This window comes from Arthrobacter sp. JB02-1C (assembly GCF_057748045.1).
Map to the genome: position 1 here is coordinate 1,128,041 of NZ_CM173235.1, position 15,245 is coordinate 1,143,285.

The 15,245-nt window shown below is 66.9% G+C and carries 11 protein-coding genes and 1 tRNA gene; 2 read left to right on the forward strand and 10 right to left on the reverse strand.

All coding sequences use genetic code 11. The features are described 5' to 3' along the window. Positions 1 to 12: 12 nt before the first annotated feature. From pknB to AC3ANP_RS05305, 7 genes are read right to left on the reverse strand one after another with little or no spacing between them, the layout of a single operon-like run. Positions 13 to 1,971, reverse strand: coding sequence for a Stk1 family PASTA domain-containing Ser/Thr kinase (gene pknB, locus AC3ANP_RS05275; RefSeq protein ID WP_488332289.1), 1,959 nt, complete (start codon positions 1,969 to 1,971; stop codon positions 13 to 15). Between the two features lie 6 nt (positions 1,972 to 1,977). Continuing rightward, positions 1,978 to 3,807 (reverse strand): protein kinase domain-containing protein, encoded by a 1,830-nt coding sequence (locus tag AC3ANP_RS05280; RefSeq protein ID WP_488332290.1) that lies wholly within the window; start codon positions 3,805 to 3,807, stop codon positions 1,978 to 1,980. Beyond that, a complete protein-coding gene (locus AC3ANP_RS05285) occupies positions 3,804 to 5,261 on the reverse strand; it encodes a peptidoglycan D,D-transpeptidase FtsI family protein (RefSeq protein ID WP_488332291.1) in 1,458 nt (485 codons plus the stop codon). The genes AC3ANP_RS05280 and AC3ANP_RS05285 overlap by 4 nt, the downstream gene beginning before the upstream one ends. Beyond that, positions 5,258 to 6,712: an FtsW/RodA/SpoVE family cell cycle protein gene (locus AC3ANP_RS05290; RefSeq protein WP_488332292.1), complete on the reverse strand. Its 1,455-nt coding sequence runs from the start codon at positions 6,710 to 6,712 to the stop codon at positions 5,258 to 5,260. The genes AC3ANP_RS05285 and AC3ANP_RS05290 overlap by 4 nt, the downstream gene beginning before the upstream one ends. Then, a complete protein-coding gene (locus AC3ANP_RS05295; protein WP_488332293.1) occupies positions 6,709 to 8,418 on the reverse strand; it encodes a PP2C family protein-serine/threonine phosphatase in 1,710 nt (569 codons plus the stop codon). Before AC3ANP_RS05295 ends, AC3ANP_RS05290 begins: the two co-directional genes overlap by 4 nt. A gap of 2 nt (positions 8,419 to 8,420) precedes the next feature. Next, positions 8,421 to 8,903, reverse strand: coding sequence for an FHA domain-containing protein FhaB/FipA (locus AC3ANP_RS05300; RefSeq protein WP_488332294.1), 483 nt, complete (start codon positions 8,901 to 8,903; stop codon positions 8,421 to 8,423). Then, positions 8,900 to 9,643 carry an FHA domain-containing protein gene (locus tag AC3ANP_RS05305; RefSeq protein WP_488332295.1) on the reverse strand — a complete coding sequence of 248 codons (744 nt, stop codon included), beginning with the start codon at positions 9,641 to 9,643 and terminating at the stop codon, positions 8,900 to 8,902. Before AC3ANP_RS05305 ends, AC3ANP_RS05300 begins: the two co-directional genes overlap by 4 nt. A 418-nt stretch (positions 9,644 to 10,061) precedes the next feature. Between AC3ANP_RS05305 and AC3ANP_RS05310 the strand changes: the two genes are divergently transcribed. Together AC3ANP_RS05310 and AC3ANP_RS05315 are read left to right on the forward strand one after the other, a co-directional pair. Beyond that, a tRNA-Leu gene (locus AC3ANP_RS05310) sits at positions 10,062 to 10,144 on the forward strand. Between the two features lie 157 nt (positions 10,145 to 10,301). Then, positions 10,302 to 12,011, forward strand: a complete 1,710-nt coding sequence (locus AC3ANP_RS05315) for a cellulase family glycosylhydrolase (RefSeq protein WP_488332296.1) — start codon at positions 10,302 to 10,304, stop codon at positions 12,009 to 12,011. 13 nt (positions 12,012 to 12,024) lie between these two features. Here the strand turns inward: AC3ANP_RS05315 and AC3ANP_RS05320 are convergent, their stop codons facing one another. From AC3ANP_RS05320 to AC3ANP_RS05330, 3 genes are read right to left on the reverse strand one after another with little or no spacing between them, the layout of a single operon-like run. After that, a complete protein-coding gene (locus tag AC3ANP_RS05320) occupies positions 12,025 to 13,371 on the reverse strand; it encodes an MFS transporter (RefSeq protein ID WP_488332297.1) in 1,347 nt (448 codons plus the stop codon). Positions 13,372 to 13,419: 48 nt separating this feature from the next. After that, a complete protein-coding gene (locus AC3ANP_RS05325; protein ID WP_488332298.1) occupies positions 13,420 to 14,106 on the reverse strand; it encodes a FadR/GntR family transcriptional regulator in 687 nt (228 codons plus the stop codon). A gap of 10 nt (positions 14,107 to 14,116) precedes the next feature. Next, on the reverse strand, positions 14,117 to 15,244 hold the full coding sequence (locus AC3ANP_RS05330; RefSeq protein WP_488332299.1) for an L-talarate/galactarate dehydratase: 1,128 nt from the start codon (positions 15,242 to 15,244) through the stop codon (positions 14,117 to 14,119). Position 15,245: the final 1 nt, after the last annotated feature.

The following is a 15,245-nucleotide window of genomic DNA, read 5'->3' on the forward strand; positions in this document are numbered from 1 at the left end:
ACTCCCGGCCGGCTACCGGTCGCGGGTCTTACTCGGCGACGGCGACGGGGACGGGGACGGCGTGGCGGTCGGCGATGGCGGCGGCGGGGGCGGAGGGGCCTTGGCCACGGTCACCGTAATGGTCTTGCCCTGTTCGACGGCGGCGTCGGCCGGGTCGCTCTGCCCTGTGACCTTCCCCGCCTCCACCTGGGAGTTCTCGACTTCGGTGAAGTTGGGTGTCAGGCCGGCATTTTTCAGTGCAGCCTCGGCTTCTGCCTGCGGCAGGCCGACCAGCTGCGGCATCGTCACCTTGCCCGTGGAGACGACGATTTCCACCGCACTGCCCACGGGTACTTTCTGACCGGGCGCCGGGTTGGTCGTGATGACGATCCCGGACGGTACCGTGGGGCTGTTGCTCAGGGTTGTCTTGGGGTTCGCGGTCAGGCCGGTTCGCCGGAGCACATCCCGGGCGTCGGCCTCCGTCCGGCCCGCCAGATCGTCGGGAATCGTGATCACGCTGGGACCGTCGGAGATGTTGAGCATGATGTCCGAATTGCGTTCCAACGAGCTGCCGGCGGCCGGGACAGTACCGACCGCGATTCCCTTTGGGACCGTCTCGTGCTGGACGCGACGGAGCTGGGGCTTGAAGCCGGCGTTGTACAGCTTCTGCAACGCCTCGGATTCGGTCAGTGAGGTCACGGGCGGGACATCCACCTTGGCGACCGGTGCGGGTGGCTGGTTGACCATGTTGTAAAGCCACAGCCCGCCCCCCGCCAACACCAGCAGGGTGAAGATCACCAGTGTGGCGATCCAGGTGCGGCGCCGGGACTTCTGCCGCCCGCTCGGTTCGCGCTCGGCGGGGAGGCTCAGGCCGAGGCTTCCGGTATCCGCGACCGCGCTGCTGCCGAACGCCGCGGTAAGGGCGCCGGTTTCCAGTTCGTTGTCCGGCTGGAACCGGTTGACCGGCGGCTCGTCGAGGAACTTGGCACCGGTCAGGGCGAAGGCAGCCGTAGGGGGCGTGTGCCCTGACATCGGGACAGTGTTGTTGGGGTCGGTGGCGGCTTCGGAGGCCGGCAGCAGTGGAACGGATACCCCGCTGCGCGCCGCGCGGAGGGCACGCCGGAAGGCGGCGGCGTCCTGAAAGCGGTCGGCGCGGTTTTTTTGCAGCGCTTTGGCCAGGACGCCGTCCAGCGCGGCAGAGACTTCCGGGTTAAGGCTGCTGGCGGGGTCCGGAATCTCGCGCACGTGCTGGTATGCGACGGAGACCGGGCTGTCGCCGATAAAGGGCGGTCGTCCGGTCAGCATCTCGTAGAGCAGGCAGCCGGCCGAATAGAGGTCGCTGCGGGCGTCCACCGTCTCGCCCCGTGCCTGCTCCGGCGACAGGTACTGCGCAGTGCCCACCACTGCCTGGGTCTGGGTCATCGTGGCCGACGAATCCGCCATGGCCCGGGCGATCCCAAAGTCCATCACTTTAACGCTGTTGGCATCCGGGCAGAACATCACGTTGGCGGGCTTGATGTCCCGGTGCACGATCCCTGCACGGTGGCTGTAATCAAGGGCGGAGAGCACACCAAGGGTGAAATCGATCGCCTCATCGATGCTGACTTCCTTGGCCCGCACCAGATCCCGGATGGTCCTGCCCGAGACGAACTCCATCACGATGTACGGGACGCGGACGCTGTCGTCGTGGTCGCCCGGGACCGCGTGGTCCCCGGTGTCGTAGACGGCAACAATCGACGGATGGTTCAGGGCGGCGACGGCCTGCGCCTCGCGTTTGAACCTGGCTTGGAATTGTGGGTCGCGCGCCAGATCCGGACGCAGCAGCTTGATCGCCACCGTCCGCCCCAGCCGGGTGTCGAGGCCGCGGAAGACGTCCGCCATGCCGCCGCGACCGATCAGCTCACCCAGCTCATAGCGCCCGCTGAGGACACGGCGCTGCCCCGTAGGGCTATTGTCCTCCCGGTGCGAAGGAGTGCGGGGTGAAGAAGACACAGTTGCCTACTTGCCGGGGCTGCTGGAGCTGCTGGAGCTGGTGGCGCTCGGTGCGGAGGAAGGTGCTGCGGACAGGTGGTAGATGACAATGGAGCCCGCCGAAACCTGCTGGCCGGACGGCGGGTCCGAGCTCACGAAAGTCCCGGCCTGCTGGTTCTTCCGGCCTTCCACCGCGTCACCCTTCTGCCAGCGGAGCCCCGCACCCTGGATGGCCTGCTGCACGGCGCTTTCGCTGGCACCCTGCTCCAGGGGCGGGATGGCAACCATCTTGGGGCCCTTGGAGTAGGTCACCGTGATGGTGGTGCCCGGCTGGACGGGGCCGCTGGGGTCGATCTCGGTGACCGTCCCTGGCGCGGCGTTGTCAAACACTTCGGAGCCCGTGACGCCGAGTCCCAGTCCAATCAGCTTACTGCGAACATCCCTGTACTGCTGACCCAGATACTCCTCAGGAATCAGATTGATGGCGGCCGGCGTGGACTGGGTAGGCGTCGCCGAACTGCTGGTCGCGCTGGGAGTCGGGGTGTTCGACGTCGGGGGCGCCGACGTCGTGGTGCTGGCCTTGGTACTGGAGCTGGTTGCGGGGGACGACGGGAAGAGGATCCCGGCCTGCGACAGGATGACCCCCACGAGGGCAAACAACACCAGCAGGATCAAGGCGACCAACGGCCAGGTCCACGGGCTGCGGCCCCGGCGCCGCTGCGGCTCCTCCGTTTCATACCCGTCATCGTCGGGGTCTTCCTCCGGGACCCAGGTGCGTTCGGCTGCCAGGGCGTCTGCGCGAGAGAGCGCGTTCCGTGCGCCGTAACCGCTGGCAGCGGCAGCTCCGGCTGCCATGCCGGCGGCTGCACCGGCACCGGCAGCACCGAGCACGGGCAACGCCGACGTCGACTTGTCCTCCGCCGCGCTGGCGCCGATGACGCTGGTCGATGCGGTGGGCACGTCGACGGGTGCGGTGATCGGGCCGGTGGGCGCCTCGAAGAGCAGCATGCCGGGGACGGCCGCCTGGGCTGCCGGAATATCGCCGTTGCGGATGGCCTCGGCCGCCTCGGCCAGCTTGATCGCGTTGGCCGGGCGGTTCTTGGGGTCCTTGGCCAGCATCGACATCAGCAGGGCCCGGACCGGCTTGGGCAGCGTATCCGGCAACGGCGGCGGTGCATCGTTGACCTGGGCCAGCGCGATGGCGATCTGTGATTCACCCGAGAACGGGCGGTGCCCGGTCAGGCATTCGTAGCCGATCACACCGAGCGAGTAGATGTCCGAAGCGCCGGTAGCGGTCTGCCCGGTCGCCTGCTCCGGAGCCAGGTACTGGGCGGTGCCCATCACCTGTCCGGTCTGGGTCAGCGGCACCTGGTCCGCCAACCGGGCAATCCCGAAGTCCGTGACCTTGACCCGGCCCTCCGGCGTGATCAGCAGGTTGCCCGGTTTGATGTCACGGTGCACCAGTCCCTGCGCGTGCGCGACCGACAAGGCACGGGCGGTCTGCGAAATGATCGACAGCGTCCGGTCCGGGGAAAGTACCTGCTCATGCTCGATGATGCTGCTGAGCGGCTGACCGGGCACCAGTTCCATCACGAGGTAGGCGGAACCTTCCTCCTCGCCGTAGTCAAAGACGTTGGCGATGCCCACGTGGTTCAGCAGGGCGGTGTGCCTCGCCTCCGCCCGGAAGCGCTGCAGGAACCCGGGGTCGCCGGTGTATTCCTCCTTGAGGACCTTGATGGCGACGATCCGGCCGAGGATCAGGTCCTTGGCCTTCCAGACTTCCCCCATCCCGCCGATCGCAATGCGTGTGGTCAGCTGGAATCTGCCGCCGAGGGTGATTCCCGATGTAGGCCTCACTTATTCAACACCGCCTCAAAAATCTTCTTCGCGTTCGGACTGGTTAGCTGTGCACCGGTGGTGATGTCCACGTCTTGCATGACAATCGTGACAGCCACCTGCGGGTCGTTGGCCGGGGCGAACCCGGTAAACCATGAATTGTTCAGGCCAGTGCCGAGCTCCGCCGTTCCGGTCTTGCCGGCCACCGCAACATTGGGCACGGCAGCGCCGCGGGCAATGCCGTCGCTGACCACGCTGGTCATCCACTCGGTGATCTGGCGGGAAATGTCCGGGCTCGTCGAGGTCCGGAGGGTCTCCGGCTTCGGCTCGTTGATGATCCGCAGATCGGGTGAGCGCAGGGTCTTGATCAGGTTGGGCTTCATCTGGATCCCGCCGTTGGCAATCGCGGAGGTCATCTGGTTGATCTGCAGCGGCGTGGCCCTGACATCGCGCTGGCCGATGGCGGACTGCGCCAGGCCCGCGGCGTCCAGGGGCTCACTGGGGAAAAAGCTCTTGGCGGACTCGAGTTTGAGCTGGTCGCCGAAGTCCTGGCCGAAGCCGAATTTGGCGGCCTGGTCACCGATCGCCTTCTGGCCCAGGTCAAGGGCGATGCTGGCGAACGGGGTGTTGCAGGACTGCTGCAGCGCGAAGGCGAAGGTGGCCGTGTCCCGGGTGTAGCAGTTGCCGCCGGCATAGTTGGGCAGCTTGTACTGGATGCCAGGGAACGGCAGTTCGGCCGGGTTGGGCAGCACGCTGTCCTTGTTGTATTTCCCGGAACCCAGGGCGGCCGCCGTGTCGATGATCTTAAAGACCGAGCCGGGGGCCAGCAGGGCGCCCGTCGGGCCGCTGACCGACTGGTTCAGGTTGATGCCGGGGATCTTGTTCAGTGCGGTGATGTTGGCCGCCTCGGCGTCGGCGTCCTGGGTGGCCACCAGATTGGGGTCATACGACGGCTTGGACACCATGGCCAGGATCGCGCCCGTCTTGGGGTTGCTGACCACGATGGAGCCGCGCTGACCTTCCGGGATCAGGTCGTAGGCGAGCTTTTGGATTTTCGGATCCAGGGTCAGCTCCACCGAGGCGCCCTTGGGCTGGTTGCCCAGGAACAACTGGCCCACCCGGTCAAGGAAAAGCTGGTCGGAGCTGCCCGCCAACTCCTCGTTCATGGCCAGTTCCATGCCCGTGAGGCCGTAGTTTTTGGAGAAGTACCCGGTGATTCCCGCGTAAAGCTCCGGCTGCGTGTAGGTCCGCTGGAACTGGCAGCTCTCCGTGGCCGGGACGGACTGCGCGACGGGCGTGCCGCCGACGATGATGGCGCCACGGTCGTTGCAGTAGTTCTGGATCAGGGTGCGGGTGTTCCAGGCGTTGGCCTTGAGTTCGTCCGCGCCGACTACCTGTACGTAGCTCAGCGCGCCGAAGATCAGCGCAAACATCGCGATCGCGGCGAGCCAGGAATTGCGAACGGCCTGGTTCACAGGTGTTTCACCGCCTCAGTGGGAGCGTCGGTATCGGCGCTGGTGCGGCCAGGGGTGGCGGCTGGTTTCGGTGGAAGGACCGGAGCCGCTTCCCGAACCGTGGGATCCCCGCCCGGCGGGAGCGGGGTGGTGTCCACCGGTCCGCGGGCGGTGTGCGAGATCATCAGTAGCAGGCCGACGATGATCCAGTTCGCCAGCAGCGACGAGCCGCCGGCGGCGAGGAACGGCGTCGTCAATCCGGTCAGCGGGATCAGGCGGGTGACGCCGCCGATTACCACAAAGCACTGCAGCGCGATGGCGAAAGACAGCCCGGTCGCCAGCAGCTTCCCGAAGGCATCGCGGGTGCCCAGCGCCGCCCGGAAGCCGCGGGTGAAGAGCAACAGGTACATCAGCACGATGGCGAAAATGCCGATCAGGCCGAGCTCTTCGCCGAAGGAGGCGATGATCATGTCGCTGTTGGCGAAGGGGACCAGGTTGGGGCGGCCCTGACCCAGGCCGGTTCCGACCAGGCCGCCGTTGGCCATGCCGAACAGCCCCTCGACAATCTGCCGGCTGCCGCCGAACGCGCGCCCGTAGACCTCGGGCGTGAACGCGTTAATCCAGCCGTCAATCCGCAGCGCCACGTGCGAGAACACCTTGGAGGCGACGAAGCCGCCGGCGGCCATCAGGACCACGCCGATAATCACCCAGCTGATCCGGCTCGTGGCGACGTAGATCATCACGAGGAAAAGCCCGAAAAACAGGATGGACGTGCCAAGGTCGCGCTGGAAGATCAGCACGCCGATGCTGACCAGCCAGGCCGCGATCATCGGGCCGAGGTCCTTGAACCGCGGGAACTGCACGGGGCCGATCTTGCGGCCCGCGAGCAGGATCAGGTCGCGGTTGGAGGACAGGTACCCTGCGAAGAAGATCGCCAGGGTGACCTTGGCCAGTTCGCCGGGCTGGAAAGTCATCGATCCGAGCTTGATCCAGACGCTGGCGCCCAGGACTTCACCTGCCGAGACTCCCGGAACCAGCGGCAGGATCAGCAGCACCGCGCTGGCGGCCAGGGAGATGTAGGTGAAGCGGCGCAGGATCCGGTGGTCCTTGAGGAACCAGATCACCGCGATCGAGACGGCCATCGCAACCAGCGTCCAGCGGAGCTGGTTGTTTCCGGTGTCCTCACCGACGCGGTCGAGGCGGTGGATCATGGCCAGGCCGAGGCCATTGAGGGCCACCACCAGGGGAAGTATTACCGGGTCGGCATATTTCGCCCGGATCCGGAGCACCACGTGGAAAGCAAGCGCCGCCGCGGCCAGCAGGCCCGACTGGAACCAGAAGTCGGTATCAAACGCCTTCTGCCGGTCCACGCCCACCAAGGCCTGGGCACCAATGCCCACGGCAAGGGCGAGGACCAGCAGCACCAGTTCGGCGTTACGGCGGGGCTTGGGAACGGTACCGATGGCTGTCACTTTCCCCCCTCACAGGCCGTCGACGACGGCGAGGCGGAGGGGGCGGGCGACGTCGGTGCCGGCGCCTTGGCACCCGCGCCGGGACTCGCGCTTGGCGTCGGGCTCTTGCTCGGCCCGGCGCTCGGTGACGGGCTCAGGCATTCGTCTGCCGGGGCCGTGGTGCCGGTGCGCTCAAGGTTCTTGACGATCCGCTGGGCATCGTAGAGGTCCCGCGCGGGGACGGTCTGGCGTACCCGCTGCTGCGAGAATTCGGGCAAATCGGACATCCGGATATTGGTCACCGTTTCGAGGGTGGACAGGGGAATGGGACCCAGGCGCTGCGAGACGCCGTTGAAAATGGCGACGTGCTGGTCCTGCTCCCCGATGTAGTAGCGGGTCTGGGTCCACGCGTAACCGAGCCAGAGGCCAATCCCGAGCAGGGCCGCGATGGTCGCTGCGATCGAGATGGTAAGCCAGGGCCGGCGCTTAACCGGGGGCTTGAGTTCTTCGGCATCGTCCCTGGCTTGGTCCGCCTTATGCGTCAGCACAGTGGCGGCGCGGCGGGCCACCGTGCGGCCGGCGATCGACGGAATCGAGCCTGACGCCGCAGCCGCGGCTGCGGCGCCCACCAGTTCATGCGGGCGGGTCGAAAGTTCCTCGCGCAGAACCTCGGCCGAGAGATGTTCGCCCAGGTGCGGGTCGGTGGAGGGCTCAGGTTCCTGCGCCGCGGGTGTCGCCGGCTGGCCGGTGTCGTTACCCGAAGCTGCACCGGTGGCAGGGGTCGTTCCCGGTGCGGCGGAGTCGGAGTCGGAGGAGGTGCCGGCATAGGTGCTGCCGGACGGCGGGGTGTCCCCGGCGGCGGACGAGGCCGGGGCCTTCGCGGTGACTGGCGCGGGCGGGGCAACGCTGGCCGGCGGCACGACCTCGACGGCGGCCGTGTTCACGTCGTCGGGGGTCTGTTCAGCGATATCGACCATGACAACCGTGACGTTGTCCGGTGCGCCGGCTTCGAGGGTGAGATCCACGAGTGTTTCGGCGCACTCCCGCAGATCTTTGGTTTCCCGGACGGTGCGTTCCACCACGTGCCCGGCCACATAATTGAGGCCGTCGGAACACAGCAGCCAGCGTTCGCCGGGTTCGACGTCGAGGACGTCGAGGTCCAGTTCGGGGCTGGCGTCGACGTCGCCCAGGACGCGCATCAGGACGTTCTTGTGCGGATGCGTTTCGGCTTCCTCCGGACGCAGCCTGCCCTCGTCGATGAGCCGCTGAACGAAGGTATGGTCCACGCTGACCTGCTCAAACGTTCCGTTGCGGAGCCGATAGGCGCGCGAATCACCAATGTGGGCGAAGTGCAGCTTGCCGCCGGCCAGGAGCAGGGAAGTAACGGTCGTCCCCATCCCGGCCAGTTTCGGGTTCATGTGGACCAGTTCGGAGAGCAGCGAATTGGCGGTTTGGATCTCGTCGGCCAGGACGGTGTCTGCCTCGCCGGCGTCGTAATCGTCGCGGTCGAGGTGGAGCATGTCCAGCACCGTGGCCGCCGATGCGACGTCGCCGCCGGCATGGCCGCCCATGCCGTCCGCGACGACGGCAAGGTGACGGCCCACATACGCCGAGTCGTCGTTCTTCGAGCGGATGCGGCCGACGTCGGAACGAGCGGCGTAGTGCATGATCAGCGGCCGCTTTCGGGCAGCTGCTGCCTTGTCTGCGGAATTCCCGGGGGCAGCCATGGCTACGGCCTCAATTCAATGACCGTCTTGCCGATTCTCACGGGGACTCCCAGCTCCACCGGAAGTGCCCGGGTCAGCTGCTGATCGGCCAGGAAGGTGCCGTTGGTCGAACCGAGATCCTCGATGAACCAGCGGCTGCCCTGCGGGAAGAGCCGGGCATGCCGGCCGGAGGCATAGTCGTCTTCCAGCACCAGGGTGGCTTCCTGCGCGCGGCCCAGCAGGATGGGGCTGGCGGCCAGCGGAAGAGTGGTGCCCTTCAGCGGTCCCTCGGTGACGACGAGCTGCCGGGCGTGCTGCTTCACCGGCGCGGGAGCCGGTTCGGCCAACGCCGGATTCCGGCGAACCTGGCGTGCGGTGGGAGCGCCGGCGGCGGCCTTGCGGCCAATCATAAGATCGCGGCGCATGGCCGAGACGATGCTGAAAATGAGCACCCAGAGCAGGATCAGGAATCCGAAACGCAGGGCGGTGATCGTCAGTTCACTCACGGGCGGCCACCCAGGGTGGCGGGCAGAAGGCGGAAGATAATTTTGGTCCGTCCCATCGTGATCGTGGCACCGTCGGCTAGTTCCGAACTGCCCACGACCTTGTGACCGTTGACGTAGCTGCCGTTCGTCGAACCTAAATCAATGGCGTGTGCGGTCCCCTGGCCGGTCTGGATCTCCAGGTGCCGGCGGGACACGCCAGTGTCATCGATGAGGATGTCCGCCTCGGAGGAGCGGCCCAGCACAACAGAGGGGGCGTTGAGCGAATACCGCTGGCCGTCAATGTCCAGGACCGGTTGCAGGCGCGCAGGCTGGCGCGTCGGAGCGGCAGGCATCGCGTTCGCGGCGCCGGCCGGTGACGGGGCGCCGCCGGACTTCTCGGTCCGTGAGGTGATTTCAAAGTCGCCGGCGCGCCGGTCCTCGTCGCGCCGGAAGCTGATCCGCACGGGACCCTGCAGCGTGTAGCCCTGGCTGCGGACGTGGTTGATGACGACGTCGCACAGTTCTTCGGCGAGGGGCGTGCCCCATTCCTGCGCGCGTTGGAAATCGTCCCCGCTGAGCAGGACGTCGAAGACGTTGGGGGCCAGGGTGCGGCCGGCGGCGATGGTGAGCGCTTTGTTGTCCACTTCGCGGCGGAGGTGGCTGGCGATCTCGACCGGCTCAACCTGGGCGCGGGAACCGGTGGAGAAGACTCCGCGGACGGCCTTTTCGATACCGCGCTCGACTTTGTCCAGCAAGCCCATGGTCCTTCTCCTTTCCTGACGGCTGCGGGGCAGCGTGTGTTCGGGAACTCGGTTTCCAGCAATCGCGGGAGTCCGCCGTAATCGGGCACTCCTAGATCCGATACTACTGGGCAAGGCTGGGAATGGCCTTAATGAGACCCGCGGCCCGGGCGGCGCCAAGGGCCGCTGCACGGCTCTGACCTGCATGGACATTGCCCGGGCACCGGTGACGGCAAAGGCTGCGCCTGGCAGTTGATCGGGAACCGGAGTCGGGTCCGGGCGCAGCCCGGTGCTGCGCGTTTGGGCCGGCCGAGGGCCCTGACGGCCGCGTGGAAGTGCCGATTGGTGTTTTCCCGCTGTTGTCCGTTATGCTTGATCTCGCTGCTTTTACGAGGTTGGCGGGCCGGAATCCGGGCCCCAACTTGGTGAAAGAAGTTGCGCGCGAGTGGCGGAACGGCAGACGCGCTGGCTTCAGGTGCCAGTGTCCGAAAGGGCGTGGGGGTTCAAATCCCCCCTCGCGCACGCATCAGAACCCCGGGAAATCATCGATTTCCCGGGGTTCTTTTTTGTCTCCGGAGGGTCGCCGCAGCGGCCTGTTCCTGTGCTCTGTACTCTAGGTCCGGCGGCGTGCCCACGTACGCCACTGCGGGCAAGCCAGCCCCCTGACCTGGAGGAACCCTTGACGACAGACCGCCCTATCGAGGTGTCCGGGGCCAGCCGGCGCCGGCGCAGCAAACTGGCGGCCCTGGCCGCTGCCGGCCTGGCCTGCGTCGTCGCCGTTTCCGGCTGGACGGGCCCGTCGGCTGCCGCCGCGTTCGTCGGCGGAACCGTCAGTCCCGTCCCGGCGGCGACCGGCTGGCTGCACACCGATGGCGGCACGATCCGCGACTCCAACAACAATCCCTACATCATAAAAGCGACGTCATGGTTTGGACTGGAGACCCCCGACTGCGTCCCGCATGGACTCTGGGGAACCCTGACCATCGACGAAGCCCTCGCTAACATCAAGTCGATGGGCTTCAACACGGTCCGGCTGCCCTATTCCAACCAGTGCCTCGATGCAACCTCCATCAAGGGCAGCGTGAATTACTGGGCGAACCGCGCGTACAACCTGGAGGGCAAGCGGCCGCTCGATGTGCTGGACACCGTGGTAGCCCGGGCCAAGGCCAATGGCCTGCAGGTCATCCTGGACCGGCACCGTCCGTCCTCTGCCGACCAGTCAGCCCTCTGGTACACCCCGGCGGTCCCGGAGTCGAAGTGGCTTTCCGACTGGAAATTCCTGGCCGCCCGGTACAAGAATGACCCGACGGTGGTGGGGGCGGACCTGCACAACGAACCTGCCGGCGCGGCGACCTGGGGCGGAAAGGCCGCGACCGACTGGCACGCGGCAGCCACCCGCGGCGGCAATGCCGTGCTGGCCGCCAACCCCAACCTGCTGATCCTCGTCGAGGGCATCGAAAACCAGGCCTCCGCCGGTGCCACCTGGTGGGGCGGCGGCCTCGCCGACGTCGGCGCCAAACCGGTAATCCTCGACACGCCCCATCGCGTGGTCTACTCCCCGCACGACTATCCGTCCTCGCTCTTCGCGCAAAAGTGGTTCAGTGACCCTGCCTATCCGGCCAATCTGCCGGCGGTCTGGGACCGGAACTGGGGCTACCTGCAGAAGCAGGGGATCGCGCCGGTCCTGCTCGGCGAATTCGGATCCGCCCTGGCGACAGCTTCCGACCAGGCCTGGATGAAGACGATTGTGCAGTACCTGAAAACCAACGGCATGTCCTACGCCTACTGGTCCTTCAACCCGAACTCCGGTGTCACCGGCGGGCTGGTGAAGAGTGACTGGCGGACCCCGGAGCTGGAAAAGCTCGCCGCCTTGGCCCCCATTCTGACGGCCGCCCCGGGGACCACCGTTCCCCAACCGGCGCCCACCGCCACGCCGGTGCCGACCGCGACGCCGGCCCCGACCGCGACGCCGACGGCCGCACCAAAACCCACGGGGACGCCGACCGCGACGCCGACCGCGACGCCGACCGCGACGCCGACCGCGACGCCGACCGCGACGCCGGCACCGACCGCTGCTCCGCTGCCCGCCGGGGATCCGGCGGTCAGCGCGCTGTGGCGGCTCACCAGTTCCTGGAACGGCGGCTACGTCGCCAGCATCGACGTCACCGCGCTGCGGGCCGTCCCGACCTGGTCGGTCACGTGGCAGGATCCGAATGTCACGTCAATCGCCAACGCGTGGGGAGTAAAGTGCAGCGTCGTTCCAAAAACGTCCGTGACCTGCACCGGGTCTGACTGGACAACCAAGCTCGTCGCCGGGCAGAAAGCCACAGTGGGACTCCAGGTGAACTCACTGGCACCCCCCGTGAACCCGGTGCTGACGGCCCGATAATGCCGCCGGCTGGCTAACTGGTGCCGGTCAGCCGGTCACCCGGCGGCTCAGCGCGCTCCCTGAGCAGGCACACCAGGCCCGCAGCCACCGCGGACGCTGCGGCCAGGGCGAAGAGTCCCGGTATCACGCTGCCGGCCTGCTCCGTGATGAGGCCAAATCCGAACGGAGCCACGAAGCCGCCGAGGTTTCCGAGCGAATTGACCACGGCGATGGCGGGGGCCAGAGCCGCCGGATGCAGCGCCGACTGGGGAATCGTCCAGAACAACGGTGAAGCGCTTTTGAAGCCCATGGCCGCGACCGCAAGGAAGACCAGGGCCACAGCGGGGGAAGCCACGGCGGCCGCGAGGGTCCCCGCGGCCGCGACCAGGAGCGCGGCCACCAGCAAGGGCCGTTTGGAGGCCGCCTTATCCTGCCACTTGGCCGCGAAGTACATGGCGATCACCGCGCAGACCCAGGGAATGGCCGAGAGGAAACCGACGCTCAGGTCCGTGGTGCCGGGGATCCGTTTGATGATGCTTGGCAGCCAGAACGTGTTGGCATAGATGGACAGCTGGATGGAAAAGTAGATCCCGCACAACAGGAGGATCTGGCGGTTCCACAACATCTTCCACCGGCCAACAGCGGCTCCGGCGCCGGGATGCCGCGCGTCCTCGTCCGCCAAGGTTGTGAGCAAAGCGCTCTTCTCCGTACCGGTCAGCCACTTGGCGTCCTGGACCCTGGCATCAAGCAGGAAGAAGACGACGCACCCCACCACCACCGAGAGCAGGCCCTCGACGCCGAAGAGCCATTGCCAGCCGCGGAAGCCAAGGACGCCGTTCAGGCTGAGCAAAACCCCGGCCAGCGGTCCGGAGAGTGCGGCGGCAACCGACGAACCGGCAATGAAGATTGCGGTGGCCTTCCCGCGCTGGCCGGCAGGTACCCAGCGGGCAAGATAAAAGATGACGGCCGGGAAGAACCCGGCTTCCGCTGCGCCCAGCAGGAACCGGAGCAGGTAAAACATCGTCTCGTCGCGGACTCCTGCCATCCCAAAGGAAACGGCGCCCCAGCTGATCATGATGCGGGTCAGCCAGGCCTTGGCGCCGTATTTCTCCATCAGCAGGTTGCTCGGAAGTTCGAAGATGGCGTACGCGACGAAGAACAGTCCGGCGCCCAAACCGTAGGCGGCAGCGCCGATACCGGCGTCAGCTGCCAAGTGTTCCTGGGCGTAGCCGATGTTTGACCGGTTCAGCTGGTTGCAGATGAGCATGACCAGCAGGACCGGAAGGACCCGCCGGAAAAACTTCTTCGCCGCCGAAGCCGCCGCCGAAACCGGATCCGTGGCGGGGGTGTCGTCCGTGACGGCGGTGTCTGCAGACAGCATGGGGCGGGTCCTCTGAATCGGCGGAAAGGCGCGCAGCGCGCAGCCAGCCTACCGCGTGGGGCGGAGCCGCCGTCGTGAGTTCGCGAGGTGGCTGCGCATCGCCGCTGACGACGACGACGCGTCACCGTCCGCAATCGCGGCGTAGATGGATTCGTGCTCGTGCACCACGTGTTCGAAGCTCTCAGGCTCAAGCTGTTCGCTGCCGGCCATCAGGCGGGTCCGCGGCATGGCGATCATGGTTTGGCCCAGGGAAGTCAGGCAATCCGTGTAAAACGGGTTGCCCGATGCGGCGGCGACTGCCAGGTGGAACTCGTAGTCGGATTTCATCGCATGCGCCGGATGGGCCGCGCTGGCGGTGAAGTCCTTCAGGGTCTTGAGCAGCGCCCCAAGCTGCCGGTCCGTCCGGTTGCGGGCGGCGAGGGCGGCAGCCTCTGCCTCGATCCCGATCCGGAAATCGAGGAGATGCAGCCGGTCGTCCAGGCTGGTCACCGCCCGGCCAGCGGGACCTGGGTTGCCCGGAGGCGGGGTCAGCGCGAAGCTGCCCCGCCCCCGTTCCGTTTGCACCAGCCCCTCGGCCTGGAGCCGTGTCAGCGCTGCCCGGACGACCGTGCGGCTGACCCCGAACTCGTTGATCAGGGTGTTCTCACTGGGCAGCTTTCCGCCGGGCTGGATCTCGCCGTCGACGATCCGCGTCCGTAGCTCAGCGGCGAGGTCAGCAGTCAGGTTCCGGCTCATGGGTCCAAGGTTACTGTCCGAACTCTGCAGTTTCGGTGGTCCAGGCCCGGGCCTGGTCGCTCAGGGACACCCCGAGCCCGGGGCGGTCCGGGACAATCATGCGCCCGTCTTTGGTCTCGAGCCGTTCGTTGAACAGCGGATCGAGCCAATCAAAGTGCTCCACCCAGGGTTCGCGCGGGTAGGCCGCCGCAAGGTGGAGGTGGATTTCCATCGCAAAGTGCGGGGCCAGTCCGAGTCCCCGCTCGTCCGCCAGCGCCGCGAGGCGGAGGAACTGGGTGATGCCGCCGACGCGCGGCGCGTCCGGCTGGATGATGTCGCAACCGTTGGCGCTGATGAGACCCTTGTGTTCGGCGACCGAGGCGAGCATTTCGCCGGTGGCGATGGGTGTGTCGAGGACCTGGGCCAGGTGGGCGTGCCCTTCGAAGTCGTAGGCATCGAGCGGTTCTTCGATCCAGATGAGATTGAATTCCTCGAGTTGGCGGCCCATCCGCAGGGCCGTGGCACGGTCCCACTGCTGGTTGGCGTCCACCATGAGGGGCACATCCCAGCCGATGTGCTCCCGCACGCCGGTAACACGCCGCAGGTCCTCGCTTGAGTCAGGCAACCCCACCTTGATCTTGATGCCGCCGATACCCTCTTCCACCGACTGCGTTGCGCGGGCCTTGACCTCGTCGAGCGAGGCATTCAGGAAGCCGCCCGAGGTGTTGTAGGTCTGCACTGAGTCGCGGTAGGAGCCCAGGAGCTTGGCCAGCGGAAGACCTGCCCGCTTGGCCTTGAGGTCATAAAGGGCGATGTCGATCGCGGCGAGGGCCTGCGTGGCCACTCCCGAGCGGCCCACCGAGGCGCCGGCCCAGAGCAGCTTGGTGTAGAGCCTGCCAATGTCATTCGGGTCCTCGCCGATGATGCCCTGGGCGACCTCTTTCGCGTGGGCGTACTGGGCAGGTCCGCCGGCCCGTTTGGAATAGCTGAAGCCAAGACCGCTGTGGCCCTGCTCCGTGGTGATCTCGGCGAAAAGGAAGACCACCTCGGTCATCGGCTTCTGCCGTCCGGTGAAGACCTTGGCATCGCTGATGGGGACGGCCAGCGGGAGCCGGGCAGTGGACAGTTTCACGTGGCGGATCAGGTCGACGGTGCTCATG

What these genes read in the sequence shown, in the direction of transcription:
- AC3ANP_RS05320 (WP_488332297.1), bottom strand. Translation starts at nt 13,371, where the DNA reads ATGCTGTCTGCAGACACCGCCGTCACGGACGACACCCCCGCCACGGAT.
- AC3ANP_RS05330 (WP_488332299.1), bottom strand. Translation starts at nt 15,244, where the DNA reads ATGAGCACCGTCGACCTGATCCGCCACGTGAAACTGTCCACTGCCCGG.
- AC3ANP_RS05325 (WP_488332298.1), bottom strand. Translation starts at nt 14,106, where the DNA reads ATGAGCCGGAACCTGACTGCTGACCTCGCCGCTGAGCTACGGACGCGG.
- AC3ANP_RS05305 (WP_488332295.1), bottom strand. Translation starts at nt 9,643, where the DNA reads ATGGGCTTGCTGGACAAAGTCGAGCGCGGTATCGAAAAGGCCGTCCGC.
- AC3ANP_RS05295 (WP_488332293.1), bottom strand. Translation starts at nt 8,418, where the DNA reads ATGGCTGCCCCCGGGAATTCCGCAGACAAGGCAGCAGCTGCCCGAAAG.